Here is an 18778-nt window from a genome sequence, read left to right on the forward strand (position 1 = left end):
TTTGTGGACTCAATAGAAAGACAGACCTTGAATGCGTTTGAAGAGAAATACTTTTAAATAAGCTTTCCGAATTTTAAAAATTTGCTTGGCGACCATAGCATTGTGGACCCACCTGATTCCATGCCGAACTCAGAAGTGAAACACAATAGCGCCGATGGTAGTGTGGGGCTTCCCCATGTGAGAGTAGGACATCGCCAGGCTTTAATTTCGACTTATCTCGAAAGAGATGAGTCAACATAGTTTTCTGAGTTAAAACTTAGAATATTATGTTGACTTTCAAAGTGGAAAGCGTATTATACGCGTCCTGCTTAAGTGCTAAGGCACTGAAAGCGTTCTCTTTTTAGAGAACAAGCTCTTTAACAATTTAAACCTATCAATCTGTGTGGGCACTCGTTGATGAATATCAAAACGTTTTATCCTTTGGATAAAACAGTTACTTCGGTAACACAATGATTTCAATGAACTGAGTGACCAATACGTTTAACTACTTGTAGTTATTCGGCACAGTCAATTCATTACCATTCTGTTGGAATGGTAATAGCTTTAAAATTACACTCTTTATTTATAAAGAATAGTTTTGAAGTCAGTATTCGTTGAGTCACACCTATTAATTTAGGTAATCAAAACTTTAAATTGAAGAGTTTGATCATGGCTCAGATTGAACGCTGGCGGCAGGCCTAACACATGCAAGTCGAGCGGAAACGACACTAACAATCCTTCGGGTGCGTTAATGGGCGTCGAGCGGCGGACGGGTGAGTAATGCCTAGGAAATTGCCTTGATGTGGGGGATAACCATTGGAAACGATGGCTAATACCGCATGATGCCTACGGGCCAAAGAGGGGGACCTTCGGGCCTCTCGCGTCAAGATATGCCTAGGTGGGATTAGCTAGTTGGTGAGGTAATGGCTCACCAAGGCGACGATCCCTAGCTGGTCTGAGAGGATGATCAGCCACACTGGAACTGAGACACGGTCCAGACTCCTACGGGAGGCAGCAGTGGGGAATATTGCACAATGGGCGAAAGCCTGATGCAGCCATGCCGCGTGTATGAAGAAGGCCTTCGGGTTGTAAAGTACTTTCAGTTGTGAGGAAGGGTGTGTAGTTAATAGCTGCGCATCTTGACGTTAGCAACAGAAGAAGCACCGGCTAACTCCGTGCCAGCAGCCGCGGTAATACGGAGGGTGCGAGCGTTAATCGGAATTACTGGGCGTAAAGCGCATGCAGGTGGTTCATTAAGTCAGATGTGAAAGCCCGGGGCTCAACCTCGGAACTGCATTTGAAACTGGTGAACTAGAGTGCTGTAGAGGGGGGTAGAATTTCAGGTGTAGCGGTGAAATGCGTAGAGATCTGAAGGAATACCAGTGGCGAAGGCGGCCCCCTGGACAGACACTGACACTCAGATGCGAAAGCGTGGGGAGCAAACAGGATTAGATACCCTGGTAGTCCACGCCGTAAACGATGTCTACTTGGAGGTTGTGGCCTTGAGCCGTGGCTTTCGGAGCTAACGCGTTAAGTAGACCGCCTGGGGAGTACGGTCGCAAGATTAAAACTCAAATGAATTGACGGGGGCCCGCACAAGCGGTGGAGCATGTGGTTTAATTCGATGCAACGCGAAGAACCTTACCTACTCTTGACATCCAGAGAAGCCAGCGGAGACGCAGGTGTGCCTTCGGGAACTCTGAGACAGGTGCTGCATGGCTGTCGTCAGCTCGTGTTGTGAAATGTTGGGTTAAGTCCCGCAACGAGCGCAACCCTTATCCTTGTTTGCCAGCGAGTCATGTCGGGAACTCCAGGGAGACTGCCGGTGATAAACCGGAGGAAGGTGGGGACGACGTCAAGTCATCATGGCCCTTACGAGTAGGGCTACACACGTGCTACAATGGCGCATACAGAGGGCAGCAAGCTAGCGATAGTGAGCGAATCCCAAAAAGTGCGTCGTAGTCCGGATTGGAGTCTGCAACTCGACTCCATGAAGTCGGAATCGCTAGTAATCGTGAATCAGAATGTCACGGTGAATACGTTCCCGGGCCTTGTACACACCGCCCGTCACACCATGGGAGTGGGCTGCAAAAGAAGTGGGTAGTTTAACCTTTCGGGGAGGACGCTCACCACTTTGTGGTTCATGACTGGGGTGAAGTCGTAACAAGGTAGCCCTAGGGGAACCTGGGGCTGGATCACCTCCTTATACGAAGATACCACGATGAGTGTCCACACAGATTGATTAGGTTTAGAAAAGTTAAGAGACGATATTGGGTCTGTAGCTCAGCTGGTTAGAGCGCTCGCCTGATAAGCGGGAGGTCGGTGGTTCAAGTCCACTCAGACCCACCAATATCGACCTAGATGGGGCTATAGCTCAGCTGGGAGAGCGCCTGCCTTGCACGCAGGAGGTCTGCGGTTCGATCCCGCATAGCTCCACCATCTTTAAGTATTCTCTTAAGAGAGTCTTTAAAAATGGTTCATTTTATTGAATCAAGCTCTTTAACAATTTGGAAAGCTGACTGATTGATTTACTTACGAGTAATTCAATCAAATTTAAAAGTTCTCAATGTTTATCTTTCATTAGATAAACACAACAAACACATTCAAGTGTCTTGTATTCGAATCAATGTTTACATTGATTCACAATTGAGTCCGGCAAACAGTTATCAAGAATTAACCCTTCTTGATGACAACCAAAAACCTTGGTTAGTTGCCATACACTAAGACCCTTTCGGGTTGTATGGTTAAGTGACTAAGCGTACACGGTGGATGCCTTGGCAGTCAGAGGCGATGAAAGGCGTAATAACTTGCGATAAGCCCAGATTAGGTAGTAATAACCTTTGAGTCTGGGATTCCTGAATGGGGAAACCCACTTGCATAAGCAAGTATCCTGTTGTGAATACATAGCAACAGGAGGCAAACCGGGGGAACTGAAACATCTAAGTACCCCGAGGAAGAGAAATCAACCGAGATTCCGAAAGTAGCGGCGAGCGAAATTGGATTAGCCCTTAAGCTTTTAATGAGACAGACGAAGGCTCTGGAAAGTGCCGCAGTAAAGGGTGATAGCCCCGTAGTCGACATCTCATAATCAGTGAAAACGAGTAGGGCGGGACACGTGATATCCTGTCTGAATATGGGGGGACCATCCTCCAAGGCTAAATACTACTGACTGACCGATAGTGAACCAGTACCGTGAGGGAAAGGCGAAAAGAACCCCTGTGAGGGGAGTGAAATAGAACCTGAAACCGTGTACGTACAAGCAGTAGGAGCACCTTCGTGGTGTGACTGCGTACCTTTTGTATAATGGGTCAGCGACTTAATTTTAGTAGCAAGGTTAACCGTTTAGGGGAGCCGTAGGGAAACCGAGTCTTAACTGGGCGTACAGTTGCTAGGATTAGACCCGAAACCAGGTGATCTAGCCATGGGCAGGTTGAAGGTTGAGTAACATCAACTGGAGGACCGAACCGACTAATGTTGAAAAATTAGCGGATGACTTGTGGCTAGGGGTGAAAGGCCAATCAAACCTGGAGATAGCTGGTTCTCCCCGAAAGCTATTTAGGTAGCGCCTCGGACGAATACTACTGGGGGTAGAGCACTGTTAAGGCTAGGGGGTCATCCCGACTTACCAACCCTTTGCAAACTCCGAATACCAGTAAGTACTATCCGGGAGACACACGGCGGGTGCTAACGTCCGTCGTGGAGAGGGAAACAACCCAGACCGCCAGCTAAGGTCCCAAAGTATAGCTAAGTGGGAAACGATGTGGGAAGGCTCAGACAGCCAGGATGTTGGCTTAGAAGCAGCCATCATTTAAAGAAAGCGTAATAGCTCACTGGTCGAGTCGGCCTGCGCGGAAGATGTAACGGGGCTAAGCTATACACCGAAGCTGCGGCTACGTACCTTAGGGTATGTGGGGTAGGGGAGCGTTCTGTAAGCCGTTGAAGGTGGTCTGTAAGGGCTGCTGGAGGTATCAGAAGTGCGAATGCTGACATGAGTAACGATAAAGGGAGTGAAAAACTCCCTCGCCGGAAGACCAAGGGTTCCTGTCCAACGTTAATCGGGGCAGGGTAAGTCGACTCCTAAGGCGAGGCCGAAAGGCGTAGTCGATGGGAAACGGGTTAATATTCCCGTACTTCTTACAATTGCGATGGGGGGACGGAGAAGGCTAGGTGGGCCTGGCGACGGTTGTCCAGGTTCAAGTACGTAGGCGGGTGGTTTAGGTAAATCCGGACCGCTACTAACGCTGAGATACGATGTCGAGCTACTACGGTAGTGAAGTCATTGATGCCATGCTTCCAGGAAAAGCCTCTAAGCTTCAGATTGTAAGGAATCGTACCCCAAACCGACACAGGTGGTCGGGTAGAGAATACCAAGGCGCTTGAGAGAACTCGGGTGAAGGAACTAGGCAAAATGGTACCGTAACTTCGGGAGAAGGTACGCTCTTATCAGTGAAGTCCCTTGCGGATGGAGCAGACGAGAGTCGCAGATACCAGGTGGCTGCAACTGTTTATTAAAAACACAGCACTGTGCAAAATCGTAAGATGACGTATACGGTGTGACGCCTGCCCGGTGCCGGAAGGTTAATTGATGGGGTTAGACTTCGGTCGAAGCTCTTGATCGAAGCCCCGGTAAACGGCGGCCGTAACTATAACGGTCCTAAGGTAGCGAAATTCCTTGTCGGGTAAGTTCCGACCTGCACGAATGGCGTAATGATGGCCACGCTGTCTCCACCCGAGACTCAGTGAAATTGAAATCGCTGTGAAGATGCAGTGTACCCGCGGCTAGACGGAAAGACCCCGTGAACCTTTACTACAGCTTGGCACTGAACATTGAACCTACATGTGTAGGATAGGTGGGAGACTATGAAATTGCGTCGCTAGATGTGATGGAGTCGTCCTTGAAATACCACCCTTGTAGTTTTGATGTTCTAACGTTGGCCCCTGAATCGGGGTTACGGACAGTGCCTGGTGGGTAGTTTGACTGGGGCGGTCTCCTCCCAAAGAGTAACGGAGGAGCACGAAGGTGGGCTAAACACGGTTGGACATCGTGTGGTTAGTGCAATGGCATAAGCCCGCTTGACTGCGAGAATGACAATTCGAGCAGGTGCGAAAGCAGGTCATAGTGATCCGGTGGTTCTGAATGGAAGGGCCATCGCTCAACGGATAAAAGGTACTCCGGGGATAACAGGCTGATACCGCCCAAGAGTTCATATCGACGGCGGTGTTTGGCACCTCGATGTCGGCTCATCACATCCTGGGGCTGAAGTCGGTCCCAAGGGTATGGCTGTTCGCCATTTAAAGTGGTACGCGAGCTGGGTTTAGAACGTCGTGAGACAGTTCGGTCCCTATCTGCCGTGGGCGTTGGAAAATTGAAAGGGGCTGCTCCTAGTACGAGAGGACCGGAGTGGACGAACCTCTGGTGTTCGGGTTGTCATGCCAATGGCATTGCCCGGTAGCTAAGTTCGGAATCGATAACCGCTGAAAGCATCTAAGCGGGAAGCGAGCCTTGAGATGAGTTTTCCCTGGCACTATAAGTGTCCTAAAGGGTTGTCGTAGACTACGACGTTGATAGGCAGGGTGTGTAAGTGCTGCGAGGCATTGAGCTAACCTGTACTAATTGCCCGTGAGGCTTAACCATACAACACCCAAGGGGTTTTGTGGACTCAAAGAAAGACAGACCTTGAATGCGTTTGATGAGACATAACTTTTAAATACAGTTTTCCAGATTATTTTGCCTTCAGTTTTTAAAAAACTGAAAGTAAAAGCAAAATTTGCTTGGCGACCATAGCATTGTGGACCCACCTGATTCCATGCCGAACTCAGAAGTGAAACACAATAGCGCCGATGGTAGTGTGGGGCTTCCCCATGTGAGAGTAGGACATCGCCAGGCTTTAAATTAAATCTTTAGGTTGACCAACCTGGAGATATGGACGCTCACTTAGTGAGTTGACCACTGCGGAGTGGTAGTTCAGTTGGTTAGAATACCGGCCTGTCACGCCGGGGGTCGCGGGTTCGAGTCCCGTCCACTCCGCCACTTATTAGAAAGCCCTGCTAGTAATAGCAGGGCTTTTTTACATTTGAAGAAAGTGTTTTGCTTTTAGATTGTATGAGTGCGGTAAAGGCATTGAGCCCCTGCACTTAACGCTATGCCGGCACATATTAGAAAGCCTAGTCTGACGACTAGGCTTTCGTCGTTTACGACGTATGAGTTTGAATATTCGTTTCCGAGTTCTGTCGAAGTGTTGTTCGCTGATCATGACCTTTCATTGGTTAACCTTTCAGAGTGTCTAAGAACGGCTTACTTATTATTAAGCTGAGCGTCGATAAAAATAACAAGCTTTTAACGTTCTATAGCTGGATATGGATAGTTACTTAATGGCTAACTTACCGTGGTTTGAATTTACTGGTAAATATCTTTAAACATCTTCTGTTACTCTCGAAATGAACGTCATTCACTGTGGGGGTATAGGTATCACTTCATCGACTAAGCTTCTTGAATCTCTTTTAAAGAGCTTGCTCAAAAAAAACGAGACACAGCTAAAGTAGCTTTCCGTGTGTTTAGGTGCCTCTATTGAATAATACTTGTTTTGGTTATTTTGGTTATTTTGGTTATTTGGGTTATTTTGGGTGTGTAGGGAGGTGGTTTATAGATAGTGTAGAGGCGATCTTGGGATAAACAGAAGATACAAAAAAGCCGATGCTAGGCATCGGCTTCGTGTTAGTTATTATTAGCTTAAGATGGTTGAACTAAAGTCAGAGCTTTACGAGAAACTTCGTGGGCTGCTTTCGTTAAGTTCTGTTTTTCTAACGCGTCTGATAGGTATCCGTAATCTGATACGTTTGAGCGAAGTGCCAATGCCTTTTCAAAATGGTTTTGTGCTTCCGCCCATTTCTGTTCTCTGAGGTAGAATTGAGCTAATGCGCTATGCGCTTCAGCATTGCTATCATCCTTACTGATAGCACGTTCTAACATCACTACTATTGGGTGGTGATCGGCCAGGTTAAGCTCAGGTAAAAGCATGTAAAGCTCATTTGAACCATTCTTCGCAATGTTCTCTTTAATCACTGTGAACGCTTCTGAGTCAGCTTTACGAGCTATCAGTTGTTTAACAAAACATGACACTAAGTGTGAGCTTTGTTTCTGTTTTCTAGAAAGCCTATTCCAATGGCTGATTAAACCTTCGCTGCCTTGTTGTTGTGCGACATCGTGAAGCAAACCACACTGAGCTTTCTGTTCTAACTCAACTTGCTCATCAGCCGTAAGAAGCTTGTTTTTAGCTAGCTTAGGCGTTAACTCTAGTAATGGCTGCCAGAGTTTAAGCTGCGTGTAAGTGGCTTTTAGTAGGCCAAGTACAGCCGTGTTGTTTGGGTAGGAGCCTTTTAGGGTAGAAAGTGTATCGAATGCGGCTTCGTAGTTCGACTCACTGATCTGTTGTTTTGCTTTAGTTAGCTCAACGGCTAGTAGAGAGTCTTCTTGTTGGCTAGCAAGTTCGATGTACTTATCACGGTCACTGGTATTACCTTGTTCATGAGCAGCTTGAGATGCGACTAAATAACAAAGCAGAGGCATGTCGTGATGATTAGCCCAACGAGTCACTTTTTTCTCTGCGCCTTTCCAGTCACCTTCCAGAAGTTTGATGATTCCTTCATTGGTATAACGACGAGAGCGTTTTAGCTTGCGTACGCTGAACCAGTTCCAAGTTGTTGAGCTTGCGTAAATTAGCTTTTTAAATAGGTACTCTAGGCCGAATAAAGCGGCTAAAAGAGCAATCACAAAAATAACCAGGGTCGTTACACTCATCTCGATAGTCTTATTAGCAATCGAGATCAATACATAACCTTGTTGACCTGAGAACTGGGTACCAACAAACAGACCTGCACCCAGTATGAGAAAAAGAAAAATCCAACGAATCATTATTTTTCCTCCGTGGTCATAACGGTCATTTCACGACGCAGACGTTCGCGTATTACATCTGACAACTCATTTTGAGAATCAAGTTTCACTGGGTATTTTACAGAGATGTTTTGTTCGCTTAACTGTTTGATAGCCTTCTCAAACTCGATTACCGACTGGTTGTCTTGGTTTAGGTAAGCCGTCGACCATTCGTTAGCCGTTTTAAGCGCTGCGTTATAAACATCACCTTGTTCTTTGTACACAGCACGAATAGCGGTTTCGAGTTTGCCTTTAATGTTTTCACGTAGGTAGAAGTGTTGTTCTGGAGACAGTAGTGGTATTACTTCGCCATCACGGCTACGAAACGTAATAAAGTTTTCTGAGAAGTCTTTCATCGACGTCATTAGGTTGTTTTGCCAATCATTAATATCACCTGATACCGCTTTTTTCTCAACAACGGCAGCCTCAGGCAGGATTGCATTGGCAAGCGGTAGGTGGTCGACTTGTTGTTGAAGACTTGTAATTCGCAATACTAGGCCATCACGATCGATCAGAGGGATCGTACGAAGCTTGGTAATGTCATTAGTCATTGATTGACGGAGAGATACTAAGCTAGGGTCATTTAACGCTGCGATACGTTGATCGGCACTTTCCATGAGTTTGGTTGCGCTAACGGCATCATGTTCGAGAAACAACTTGCGGCCAGCAAGTTTCACAAGGTAATCGGCTTCGGCAAGTAACCAGTCATTAGGGCGACGGCCTTTTACATCAGCAACGGCTAGTTGAAGGCTTTGAATGCTCTTTTGCTGTTGGGATTGCACTACCTGAGTTTTCTCTACTGCATGTGATGCTTCTTGGATGGTCTCTTGCTTGATAGTTTGGAGATCTTTATTTACTGCAGACTGAGTATTTTTCAGTTCAACTTGTAGGGCTGCAATTTCCGCCGAGTATTCAGCACTCTTTTGCTGCATTTGAAATGCGATACCGCCACTGAAAATAATAGAAATAGCGATCGCAATTGCGCCTAATTTGACACCGCGCTTACCTTGTTTCTCGGCTTTTTCTATTTGCTCTTGGTGCTCTGCTTGAGTCTCATCATTTTGAGCTACATTTGACACTGAGCCATCAAGCTTATCTTCTGGCTGTTTTGTCTCTTCAGATTCAGCTTTTTCGTTTTCAACAACTACTGTCTGAGTCTCTTGTTTCTTTTCAGGTTCAATATGCTCGTTATTTTTTTTGCTTGTCATGCTTATTTCCTGTTTCTAGCTAAGGCCGGAGAGCAGCCAGTAATATTTGGTTCGTAGCACTGTGAGTATTAGTTACGTCAGCGAAACCGAGTTGTTGTGCTCGTTCCACTATGCGCTGGCTTGGGACAAATAGTTGTCTTGTTGAAAGCCAAGCCAAATACTCATCAGGAGTAATTGAGCGGAGATATTCCAATTGCTCCTGACTAGTGATGACAACTTTGGATGTTTTTTCGTTTATCCATGCTTGATAGGTATTGTGGTCGCTAATAGGAATATATTCTCTACGGTAGGTCTCACAATAAGAGACTTGTGCGCCTCTGTTAAGTAAAGAGTCTCTAATGAGCTCGCGTCCACCATTACCACGCAGTATCAAAATGGATTTATTATTTACATCATTAAGTTCAGTAAGTTTAAGAAGATGTTCACTATCACTAACTTGAGGATAGTTTACTTTTTGTTTACAGACTTTGCTTAAAACGTGCGCAGTTTTTTGACCAACGCCAAGATAAAGCGGCGAAGATGGCCAAATAGATGCAGTTTTAGAAAGGATGTTTTGGGCCGCGGTCACAGCGTGATAGCTGACGGCGATTATAATATCGCTGTTCTTAAGCAGGGTGCTTAAATTCGATGAGGGTGGATTATCAACGATGCGAATAAGCGGATGGTGGATTGCTTGAATCCCTTCATCCGCTAGTTGTTGGCAAAGCGATTGTCCCTCTGGGCCGGGACGAGTTACCAACACTGTCATGGCTAATCTTGGTCTGCGTATAGTTTGGTTAAGATTTCTCTCGCACCGTCATCTAGCAATTGATTTGCCAGAGTAACGCCAAGTGCTTCTGCATCTTTGCGAAGGCCAGAGATCTCACCACGAACCATTTTAGAACCATCCGGTTCGCCAACTAACGCACGTAGCCAGATATTATCGCCATCTAGTAGTGAGTAGCTGCCAATAGGAACCTGACAACCACCTTCTAGGGTAAGGTTCATTGCACGTTCGCATAGTACGCGATCAGCGGTATCTTTGTGGTTTAGTGGTTCAAGAAGCTTAATTAGACGTTCATCATCAAGACGGCATTCAATACCGACAGCGCCTTGGCCTACTGCTGGTAAAGACTGCTCTGGTTCGATAAAGCTACGGATACGCTCTTCTAGCTCTAGTCGCTTAAGACCAGCTGCCGCTAGGACGATAGCATCGTATTGGCCGTCATCGAGTTTACCTAGACGAGTTCCTACGTTGCCGCGTAGTTCTTTGATGATCAAGTCAGGGCGGTATTCCAGTAGCTGACATTGACGACGCAGGCTGCACGTACCAACGACAGCGCCTTGTGGCAATTCATCAATGTTGTTGTATGTGTTTGATACGAAAGCGTCACGAGGATCTTCACGTTCACAAATCGTCACCAGACCTAGACCTTCAGGGAAGTCGACAGGCACATCTTTCATTGAGTGAACCGCTAGGTCAGCACGACCTTCTAGCATGGCTACTTCGAGTTCTTTAACGAACAACCCTTTACCACCTACTTTCGCAAGAGGAGTGTCTAGGATGATGTCACCTTTGGTCACCATAGTTACCAACTCAACCTCTAAACCAGGGTGAGCAGCTTGCAGTGCATCCCTTACAAAGTATGCCTGCCAAAGGGCAAGAGGGCTTTTTCTGGTTGCGATACGGATTGGTGCTGAATTTGTCATGGTGTTTCCGATATAGGTTCTGTAATAACCTAATCCTACCATTGTGAGGCGAAAATTCTTACTGTTTGATCGCTTCCCCCTTTTATAGCTGAGGGATTTTCACTAGTTCACCAAAATAGTGTGATTGGTATCTCATTTGAAACATGGGCTATTATTAGAAATAGTCAATACAGAGGACACTACGGCGCCGTGAGTTTAACTTTTTGTCATTAAAGAATTGGCCAGCATGACAAGCTCCTTTGCTTTACCATTAGGGGTAAAAGTGTTAAATTGATCACGTTTTGTTGCTCCTTTCGTTCAGTAACTAAACAGAAGTGCATTTAATCTCAAACCAAGGACTTACCTTGCAGGCTTACACTCAGACTTTGATTCAACGATTAGACAATCTAAATCAGCAGCGCATTGATCGTGCGTTGGCGTTGATGAATGTCCAAGGTCAGCGAGTTTTTAACCTTATTCCCACACTGCTTCATTTCAATCATCCCATGATGCCTGGTTATTACGACCAGCAAGTTCCTTTTGGAATTCATAGCTTCACGCTTAACTCATTCCAAAAGCAATTTGTCTCAGATACTGAATTAACACTTGGTGGCAAGCTGACCGAAGCGGCTGAACCTGCAATTCTTGGTCTTTACACCATGGGTAGCACTTCTTCTATTGGCCAAAGTACCTCAAGCGACCTCGATATCTGGGTTTGTGTTTCTCCAGATATGGACGGTGCATCGCGCGATAGCCTGACTAACAAATGTTTGCTTATTACCGATTGGGCTGAAACCTTAGGGGTTGAAGCAAACTTCTTCTTAATGGATGGAGAACGTTTTCGTTCAAATCATTCTGAAGAGATGACTGGCGATAACTGTGGTTCTTCACAACATTTGCTATTACTTGATGAGTTTTATCGCTCTGCAGTTCGTTTGGCTGGCCAGCGTTTGTTATGGCAGATCATTCCACCAGAAATGGAGGAGTGTTACGACCAATATGTTCAAGGTTTATGTCAGGATGGTTATCTTGATTGCTCGCAGTGGATCGACTTTGGTAAGTTGAATCGCATTCCTGCCGAAGAGTACTTTGGTTCAAACCTATGGCAACTTTATAAGAGTATCGACTCACCGTATAAATCGGTTTTGAAGGCTATTCTGTTAGAAGCTTATTCATGGGAGTACCCACATACTCAACTTCTTAGCATTGATACCAAGCGTCGCTTCTTTGCGGACGAACCTGATCTTTACGGCATGGATAGCTATTATCTGATGCTTGAGAAGGTAACGCGCTATTTAGAACGCATTAACGACCATACTCGATTGGATTTAGTTAGACGTTGTTTCTACCTCAAGACCCACGAAAAGTTGTCGCGCGAAGCAGGTAATGGTTCTGTTGCATGGCGTCGTGAAGCCTTGACCGAGATGACTAAATCTTGGAATTGGGGACATGAAACGATCGCTGAGCTCGACAACCGCCGTAACTGGAAAGTTGAGCAAGTTAAAGTGGTGCACCATGCACTGCTTGATGCCTTGATGTTGAGCTACCGTAACCTCATTCAATTTGCACGTCGCAATGACATTACTTCAGCTATCAGCCCACAAGACATCAGTATTTTAGCTCGCAAGCTCTATGCTGCGTTTGAAGTTTTACCTGGCAAAGTGACGCTATTGAACCCTCAAATTTCCCCTGATTTACATGAATCGGATTTGAGTTTTATTGAGGTGCGCCAAGGCCAGGCGAACAAAGCGGGCTGGTACTTGTATAAACAACCATTGATTGCACACCGCATTCTTGGTCAGCCATCTTTAGAGCATCATGAGTACTTGAGTAAGTTGGTTGCTTGGTCATTCTTTAATGGTTTGATTACCGAATCGACTCGTTTACATTCTGTTGTTCGTGATGCTCATATTGATATTGATAAGTTCTATCAAATGGTCAGTGACCTGAGAAATACTTTTTCTTTGCGTAAGCGCCGCCCAAGCATGCAAGCGCTGGCCAGTCCATGTGAAATAAGCCAGCTGGCGATGTTCATCAACTTTGAGAATGATCCGACTTCTGAGTTGAGTCCTCGTGAATTGAAGCTTGATCTTAAGAATGCCGATATCTTCAGTTTTGGTGAAGAAGGTAAGAGCTTGGTTGGGAGTGTTGATCTGGTTTATCGTAATTCTTGGCATGAAGTGCGTACGCTTCATTTTCAAGGTGATACCGCGATGTTGGACGCCCTTAAAACTGTACTGGGTAAAATGCACCAAGATGCTTTACCGCCAGAATCAGTTGATGTGTTCTGTTACAGCAAAAACCTACGTGGTGTGATGCGTAACATGGTGTATCAGTTGTTGGCTGAGTGCATTGATTTGCGATTGAAACCGATTGAGCCTGAAAAGCGTCGTCGTTTTAAGGCTATCCGTTTAGCTAACAAAATGTTTGGTCTGTTCTTTGAACGTCGTGGTGTCTCGGTACAGATGCTGGAAAACTCGGTTGATTTCTATCGTAGTATTTCAACCAACAAGCTGAAGGGCTCGCCTTTACAGATGCTAGATAAAGAGCAAGAGTATCAATTACCCGAAGTGGTTGATGGTTTTGCTAGTGAGGGTTTAATCCAGTTCTTTTTTGAAGACACGGATAAAGGCTTCAATATTTATGTATTGGATGAATCGAATCAAGTTGAGGTGTACCACCAATACAGTGGTGAAAAAGATGAGATGATCGCAAGCGTGAACTCTTTCTACACTTCAGTAAAAGATGAAACGAAGGTGTCCTCTAGGTTGATTAATTTCAATCTACCTCAGTACTATCAAATTGTTCATCCGGAAGAAGGCAACTCTTATGTCGTGCCTTATCGTAACGATGCTACTTTGTCTTCTCGTAGCTCGAAGATAGTCAATATCTAAGTTTTTGAGCCGACAGATATTAAAAAGGAGTGATTGATTCACTCCTTTTTCCTTTCGCTTACAAATGATTAGACCCAATTGATCTCTTCACCTGCATGTTTCACGCATTCTTCTTTCACCATCTCAAACAATTCCATGCCTGTTTTTGAGCATGTCCATTTGTCATCAATTAACTTGAAGTGAAAGCCACCAGATTTAGAGGCTAACCAGATTTCACGCATTGGTTCTTGGCGGTTGATAATAATTTGGCTGCGGTTTTCAAACTCTAGTGTCATCACGTTACCAGTCACTTCGTAATCAACATCTGCCTCTGATTCATCGATAGCTTCTTCGATGTTTTGCATCTGTATATCGACCAGTTGATGAAATTCAGTATCGTTCATCCTTTCTATCCTATTGCTTTTCCTGAGTGTGGTGCGATTATAGGGGGCATTGAGTTAATAATCACGATATGCAAAATGAAAAAATTAATTACCGCTCTGTTTATGGTGTCCGTTATTGGACTTTCTGGTTGTGGTCAAACGGGTCCGTTGTACGATCCTGAAGATGTTCAACAGACCGAACAACCACAATAAGTGAAAACACGCAGAAATCGTTATTTATAAGGGATAAGAACTTTGGATTACTTCAACTATCAGGAAGATGGCCAGCTTTGGGCTGAGGACGTCGCACTTTCACAACTAGCAGAGCAATATGGTACACCGCTGTATGTATATTCTCGTGCAACATTAGAACGCCACTGGAATGCGTTTGATTCATCGGTTGGTGAGCACCCACACTTAGTGTGTTATGCCGTTAAAGCTAACTCAAACCTCGGCGTATTGAATACTTTGGCTCGTTTGGGCTCTGGTTTTGATATTGTTTCTGGTGGTGAGTTAGAGCGTGTGGTTGCTGCAGGTGGCGATCCAGCTAAAGTTGTGTTCTCTGGTGTTGGTAAGACAGCCGCAGAAATGAAGCGTGCGCTTGAGTTAAACATTAAGTGTTTCAATGTAGAGTCTGAGCCAGAACTAGAGCGACTAAATAAAGTGGCAGGTGAACTTGGTGTTAAAGCGCCGATTTCTCTGCGTATCAACCCAGACGTTGATGCGAACACTCACCCTTACATTTCTACAGGTCTGCGTGACAACAAGTTTGGTATTGCGTTCGACCGTGCCCCTGCCGTCTATGCTTTTGCAAAAACACTCGATAACTTGTCTATCCATGGTATTGATTGTCACATCGGTTCTCAGTTAACCGATATCGAACCTTTTATCGATGCCACTGATCGCCTGCTCGCGCTGATTGATCAGCTGCGTTCTGATGGGATTAACATCAAACACCTTGATGTCGGCGGCGGCCTTGGTGTGGTTTATCGTGATGAATTACCACCACAGCCTTCAGATTACGCAAAAGCTTTATTGGCTCGCTTAGACAATCATTCTGATCTAGAGCTGATTTTCGAGCCTGGAAGAGCGATTGCTGCTAACGCTGGTGTATTATTGACGAAAGTCGAGTTCCTCAAGCCAACAGAGCATAAGAACTTTGCCATCATCGATGCGGCAATGAACGACCTGATGCGCCCCGCACTTTATCAAGCTTGGCAAGATATTGTGCCAGTCAGCCCTCGTCAGGGTGAAGCCGTGACTTACGACTTGGTTGGTCCGATCTGTGAAACGGGTGACTTCTTAGGTAAAGATCGTGACCTTGTTCTCGAAGAAGGCGACCTACTAGCAGTTCGTTCAGCTGGTGCTTATGGCTTCGCGATGTCATCTAACTACAACACTCGTTCGCGTGCGGCTGAAGTGATGGTGGATGGCGATAAAACTCACTTGGTTCGTCAGCGTGAAGAGCTTACGAGTTTGTGGGAACTTGAAAACATTCTTCCGGAGTAATTTTAAGCGTTATGCACTTCCATTTTTCTAAAATGCATGGTTTGGGCAATGATTTCATGGTCGTGGACTGCATTACTCAAAATATTTTCTTTTCTCCAGATTTGATCCGTCGTTTGGCGGATCGTCACACTGGTGTGGGGTTTGATCAGCTACTTGTGGTTGAGGCTCCTTATGACCCAGAAACTGACTTCCATTACCGCATATTCAATGCGGATGGCAGTGAAGTGGAGCAGTGTGGCAATGGTGCTCGTTGTTTTGCACGATTCGTTCGCATGAAAGGCTTAACGAATAAGTACAGCATCAACGTAAGCACTAAGAAAGGTAAAATGGTTCTTAAGATTGAAGACAATGACCAGATCACCGTAAACATGGGTGTTCCTGAGTTCGAACCAGGCAGGATTCCATTCAAGGCGAAACAGTCAGAGAAGACATACATCTTAAGAACGGATGCCCACACTTTATTCTGTGGTGCCGTTAGCATGGGTAATCCACATGTGGTTACCGTTGTTGATGATGTTGATACCGCTGACGTAGACACCTTGGGCCCACTTCTTGAATCGCATGAGCGTTTCCCAGAGCGAGTGAATGCTGGCTTTATGCAAGTGATCAGCCGTGATGAAATTCGTTTGCGTGTTTACGAACGTGGTGCGGGTGAAACTCAAGCATGCGGTAGCGGTGCATGTGGCGCCGTTGCGGTTGGTATCACTCAAGGCTTATTGGCTGAGAATGTGAAAGTTCGTCTGCCTGGAGGTGATTTACAGATCAGCTGGCAAGGTCCGGGTAAGCCTTTGTTTATGACTGGCCCTGCAACGCATGTGTTTGATGGTCAACTTTCTTGCTAAGAACGATTCATCACTCATCGATTCATAAAATATAAAGGATAGGTTTTGTCTTACGTTGAAGCCGACGCACTCACCGCAGAAGTGGTCGCGGAATATTTACGTGATAACCCAGATTTTTTTCAAGACAGGAAAGATTTGGTTGATCGCCTTGCTATCAATAACGTTGAGCAGGGGGCTGTTTCTCTGGTTGAGGTTCAGCTAAAACGCCAACGCCACAGAATCGAAGAGCTCGAAGAAGAGATCACCGGTTTGATGTCGTTGGCTGCAAATAACGATAAAACCTTCTATGAATTTATGGATCTGCAAGCGCAGGTGCTGAAATGCAGTGACTTCATGCAGGTGATAAAAGCTGTTGAGCAAAAAGCGTTAGATCTAGGGCTTAAGGCTCATGTTCGAATCCTTTCGCAATCAGGTTTTTATCAGCTCAATGAAGAGCGTTACTCTAAGTTCTCACTTAACCATTTCAATGGTAAAGATGCTTACTTAGGGCGTTTGAGAAAAACCGACAGACACGATTTGTTTGGTGATTTTCCCGTTCCAGAGCTAGGCTCTTATGTAGTACTACCGCTCGCTAAGCTGTCTCCATTGGGTTTGCTCGCCTTTTCTAGTGAAGATGGCGGACATTTCCAACCCCATATGGACACGCTCTTTTTACGCCATTTAGCGCTGGTAGTAGCTCATTTGGCGGATACCTTACCTTGGCAGATAAATAATGAGCCTAGAGCCCAAAACACCTCTTCCTAGCAGCCTTCAAAAGCCACTTTCTCGCTTCTATGAATATCTCAGAAGCGAGAAGGGACTCAGCCTACACACCCAACGTAATTACAAACAACAGCTTGAAACCATGGCCGCTCATTTAGTCACTCTTGGCCTAAAAGACTGGGGCCAAGTTGATGCGGCGTGGGTAAGACAACTTGCCAGTAAAGGCATGCGAGAGGGAATGAAGGCGAGCAGTATTGCGACTCGCTTATCTTCACTGCGCAGCTTCTTTGATTTCCTTGTGTTACGTGGTGAAATGAACGCTAACCCAGCAAAAGGGGTTTCAGCTCCACGTAAACAACGCCCTTTACCTAAGAACCTCGATGTTGATGAAGTGGGTCAACTGCTTGAAGTGAACGGAGATGACCCATTATCGATTCGTGATCGAGCGATGATGGAAGTGATGTATGGTGCAGGCTTGCGACTCGCTGAATTAGTCGGAATCAACCTTAAAGATGTATTAGGCCGGCAGGGTGAAATCCGAGTGATTGGTAAAGGTGACAAAGAACGTAAAGCGCCGTTTTCTGGTTTAGCTAAAGAGTGGGTCGATAAATGGCTTAAAGTTCGTGGTGAATTGGCTTCACCGGGTGAAACCGCCCTGTTTGTGTCAAAACTAGGGACCCGTATCTCTCATCGCAGCGTACAAAAGCGTATGGAAGAGTGGGGTAAGAAGCAATCCGTCGCGAGTCACATTAGCCCACATAAATTGCGTCACTCTTTTGCAACACATGTGCTTGAGTCGAGCCAAAATCTTCGCGCAGTTCAAGAGTTACTTGGACATGAAAATATCTCGACGACCCAAGTGTATACCCACTTAGATTTCCAGCACCTGGCACAAGCTTATGATCAGGCTCATCCGAGAGCTCGTAAGAAGAATAGAGATTAGATTAAAGGGTTTACTATGCGAATTTATCGAGGGTTAAAGCCCATCAAAGCCATGACCTTTGACTTAGATGACACCTTGTATGACAACTGGCCTGTGATCATGAAGGTTGAGAAGGAGATGGCACAGTGGCTTTATCAAAAGCACCCTGTGTCGGCTTCTTTATCGCTCGAAGAGTGGCAGGGCATCAAGCAGCAAGTCGCATCTGAAAATCCAACCTTAAAACATGATGTCACTGTGTGGCGTGAAACTCAGATTAAAATTGGTTTGCTGCAATTGGGCTATTCTCTGCGGCAAGCAGAACAAGCGGCTCGAGAGGGTATTGAGCATGCCTTGTGGTTGCGTAATCAAGTCGATGTGCCTCAAGAAACACACCGAGTGATGACAGAACTCAGCCAGTGTATTTCGCTCGTTGCGATTACTAATGGTAACGTCGATCCGCATAAAATAGGGTTAGGCCAGTACTTTCAGTTAATCCTCAAAGCTGGCCCTGACGGTAAAGCAAAGCCTTACCCTGATATGTTTGATACCGCTCAGCAGTACTTAGGGTTCGATGCTGAGAATATCCTTCATGTTGGTGATCATCTCAGAACTGACGTCTATGGGGCGAAGCGAAATGGCTTCCAAGCATGCTGGTTTAATGATACGGGTTCCAATTTATATCTATCTTCTAAGGCAAGTGTGTTACCTGATGTTGAAATAGATCAGCTCAGCGACCTTATGCGACTCATTTAATCGCCACTA

General features: G+C 45.6%; 12 protein-coding genes, 3 tRNA genes and 4 rRNA genes. 14 read left to right on the forward strand and 5 right to left on the reverse strand.

The window, feature by feature from the left end; genetic code table 11:
• Positions 1-84 precede the first annotated feature (84 nt).
• The 7 genes from rrf (SJY39_RS21375) (at position 85) to SJY39_RS21405 (ending at position 6010) form a co-directional block, all read left to right on the forward strand.
• Positions 85-200: ribosomal RNA gene (gene rrf / locus SJY39_RS21375) — 5S ribosomal RNA — on the forward strand.
• A 430-nt stretch (positions 201-630) separates the two neighbouring features.
• Positions 631-2185, forward strand: a 16S ribosomal RNA gene (locus SJY39_RS21380).
• A 66-nt stretch (positions 2186-2251) separates the two neighbouring features.
• A tRNA-Ile gene (locus tag SJY39_RS21385) sits at positions 2252-2328 on the forward strand.
• Between the two features lie 14 nt (positions 2329-2342).
• Positions 2343-2418 (forward strand) — tRNA-Ala (locus SJY39_RS21390).
• 303 nt (positions 2419-2721) lie between these two features.
• Positions 2722-5614 (forward strand): 23S ribosomal RNA (locus SJY39_RS21395).
• A 136-nt stretch (positions 5615-5750) separates the two neighbouring features.
• Positions 5751-5866: ribosomal RNA gene (gene rrf / locus SJY39_RS21400) — 5S ribosomal RNA — on the forward strand.
• The 16S, 23S and 5S rRNA genes sit together here with 3 tRNA genes alongside, the layout of an rRNA operon.
• A gap of 67 nt (positions 5867-5933) precedes the next feature.
• Positions 5934-6010: transfer RNA gene (locus SJY39_RS21405), tRNA-Asp, on the forward strand.
• A 699-nt stretch (positions 6011-6709) separates the two neighbouring features.
• Here SJY39_RS21405 and SJY39_RS21410 read toward each other — a convergent pair.
• The 4 genes from SJY39_RS21410 to hemC are packed head-to-tail and all read right to left on the reverse strand — an operon-like array spanning position 6710 to position 10806.
• Complete coding sequence (locus SJY39_RS21410) at positions 6710-7891, reverse strand: heme biosynthesis protein HemY (RefSeq protein ID WP_010438807.1); 1182 nt, start codon at positions 7889-7891, stop codon at positions 6710-6712.
• On the reverse strand, positions 7891-9117 hold the full coding sequence (locus tag SJY39_RS21415; protein ID WP_016793356.1) for a uroporphyrinogen-III C-methyltransferase: 1227 nt from the start codon (positions 9115-9117) through the stop codon (positions 7891-7893). The genes SJY39_RS21410 and SJY39_RS21415 overlap by 1 nt, the downstream gene beginning before the upstream one ends.
• A 19-nt stretch (positions 9118-9136) precedes the next feature.
• The gene (locus tag SJY39_RS21420) at positions 9137-9865 is read right to left on the reverse strand and encodes a uroporphyrinogen-III synthase (protein ID WP_010438803.1); all 729 of its coding nucleotides are present in this window, start codon (positions 9863-9865) and stop codon (positions 9137-9139) included.
• Positions 9866-9867: 2 nt separating this feature from the next.
• Positions 9868-10806, reverse strand: a complete 939-nt coding sequence (gene hemC, locus SJY39_RS21425) for a hydroxymethylbilane synthase (RefSeq protein WP_010438801.1) — start codon at positions 10804-10806, stop codon at positions 9868-9870.
• Positions 10807-11150: 344 nt separating this feature from the next.
• On the opposite strand from hemC, the gene SJY39_RS21430 reads away from it, so the two are divergent.
• Complete coding sequence (locus SJY39_RS21430) at positions 11151-13679, forward strand: class I adenylate cyclase (RefSeq protein ID WP_016784010.1); 2529 nt, start codon at positions 11151-11153, stop codon at positions 13677-13679.
• A gap of 68 nt (positions 13680-13747) precedes the next feature.
• Here SJY39_RS21430 and cyaY read toward each other — a convergent pair whose 3' ends face one another.
• Complete coding sequence (cyaY, locus tag SJY39_RS21435) at positions 13748-14062, reverse strand: iron donor protein CyaY (RefSeq protein ID WP_010438796.1); 315 nt, start codon at positions 14060-14062, stop codon at positions 13748-13750.
• Here cyaY and SJY39_RS21440 point away from each other — a divergent pair.
• The 6 genes from SJY39_RS21440 to yigB are packed head-to-tail and all read left to right on the forward strand — an operon-like array spanning position 14042 to position 18769.
• On the forward strand, positions 14042-14254 hold the full coding sequence (locus SJY39_RS21440) for a lipoprotein (RefSeq protein WP_016768428.1): 213 nt from the start codon (positions 14042-14044) through the stop codon (positions 14252-14254). The two genes, cyaY and SJY39_RS21440, sit on opposite strands and share 21 nt — an antisense overlap.
• A gap of 42 nt (positions 14255-14296) precedes the next feature.
• Positions 14297-15550, forward strand: coding sequence for a diaminopimelate decarboxylase (gene lysA, locus SJY39_RS21445; protein WP_010438789.1), 1254 nt, complete (start codon positions 14297-14299; stop codon positions 15548-15550).
• Between the two features lie 11 nt (positions 15551-15561).
• The gene (dapF, locus tag SJY39_RS21450) at positions 15562-16392 is read left to right on the forward strand and encodes a diaminopimelate epimerase (RefSeq protein ID WP_010438786.1); all 831 of its coding nucleotides are present in this window, start codon (positions 15562-15564) and stop codon (positions 16390-16392) included.
• 45 nt (positions 16393-16437) lie between these two features.
• On the forward strand, positions 16438-17136 hold the full coding sequence (locus tag SJY39_RS21455) for a DUF484 family protein (protein WP_010438784.1): 699 nt from the start codon (positions 16438-16440) through the stop codon (positions 17134-17136).
• A complete protein-coding gene (gene xerC / locus SJY39_RS21460; RefSeq protein ID WP_010438782.1) occupies positions 17105-18037 on the forward strand; it encodes a tyrosine recombinase XerC in 933 nt (310 codons plus the stop codon). Before SJY39_RS21455 ends, xerC begins: the two co-directional genes overlap by 32 nt.
• Positions 18038-18052: 15 nt before the next feature.
• Positions 18053-18769, forward strand: coding sequence for a 5-amino-6-(5-phospho-D-ribitylamino)uracil phosphatase YigB (gene yigB / locus SJY39_RS21465; protein WP_010438778.1), 717 nt, complete (start codon positions 18053-18055; stop codon positions 18767-18769).
• Positions 18770-18778 lie beyond the last annotated feature (9 nt).

It is taken from the genome of Vibrio sp. R78045, from assembly GCF_042466085.1.
Classification (GTDB): Bacteria; Pseudomonadota; Gammaproteobacteria; order Enterobacterales; family Vibrionaceae; genus Vibrio; species Vibrio cyclitrophicus.

Bases quoted from the DNA above. Each gene is read 5' to 3' on its own strand.
- SJY39_RS21410 (WP_010438807.1), bottom strand. From the start codon at position 7,891: ATGATTCGTTGGATTTTTCTTTTTCTCATACTGGGTGCAGGTCTGTTT.
- SJY39_RS21415 (WP_016793356.1), bottom strand. From the start codon at position 9,117: ATGACAAGCAAAAAAAATAACGAGCATATTGAACCTGAAAAGAAACAA.
- SJY39_RS21420 (WP_010438803.1), bottom strand. From the start codon at position 9,865: ATGACAGTGTTGGTAACTCGTCCCGGCCCAGAGGGACAATCGCTTTGC.
- hemC (WP_010438801.1), bottom strand. From the start codon at position 10,806: ATGACAAATTCAGCACCAATCCGTATCGCAACCAGAAAAAGCCCTCTT.
- SJY39_RS21440 (WP_016768428.1), top strand. From the start codon at position 14,042: ATGAAATTCAGTATCGTTCATCCTTTCTATCCTATTGCTTTTCCTGAG.
- cyaY (WP_010438796.1), bottom strand. From the start codon at position 14,062: ATGAACGATACTGAATTTCATCAACTGGTCGATATACAGATGCAAAAC.
- dapF (WP_010438786.1), top strand. From the start codon at position 15,562: ATGCACTTCCATTTTTCTAAAATGCATGGTTTGGGCAATGATTTCATG.
- xerC (WP_010438782.1), top strand. From the start codon at position 17,105: ATGAGCCTAGAGCCCAAAACACCTCTTCCTAGCAGCCTTCAAAAGCCA.
- yigB (WP_010438778.1), top strand. From the start codon at position 18,053: ATGCGAATTTATCGAGGGTTAAAGCCCATCAAAGCCATGACCTTTGAC.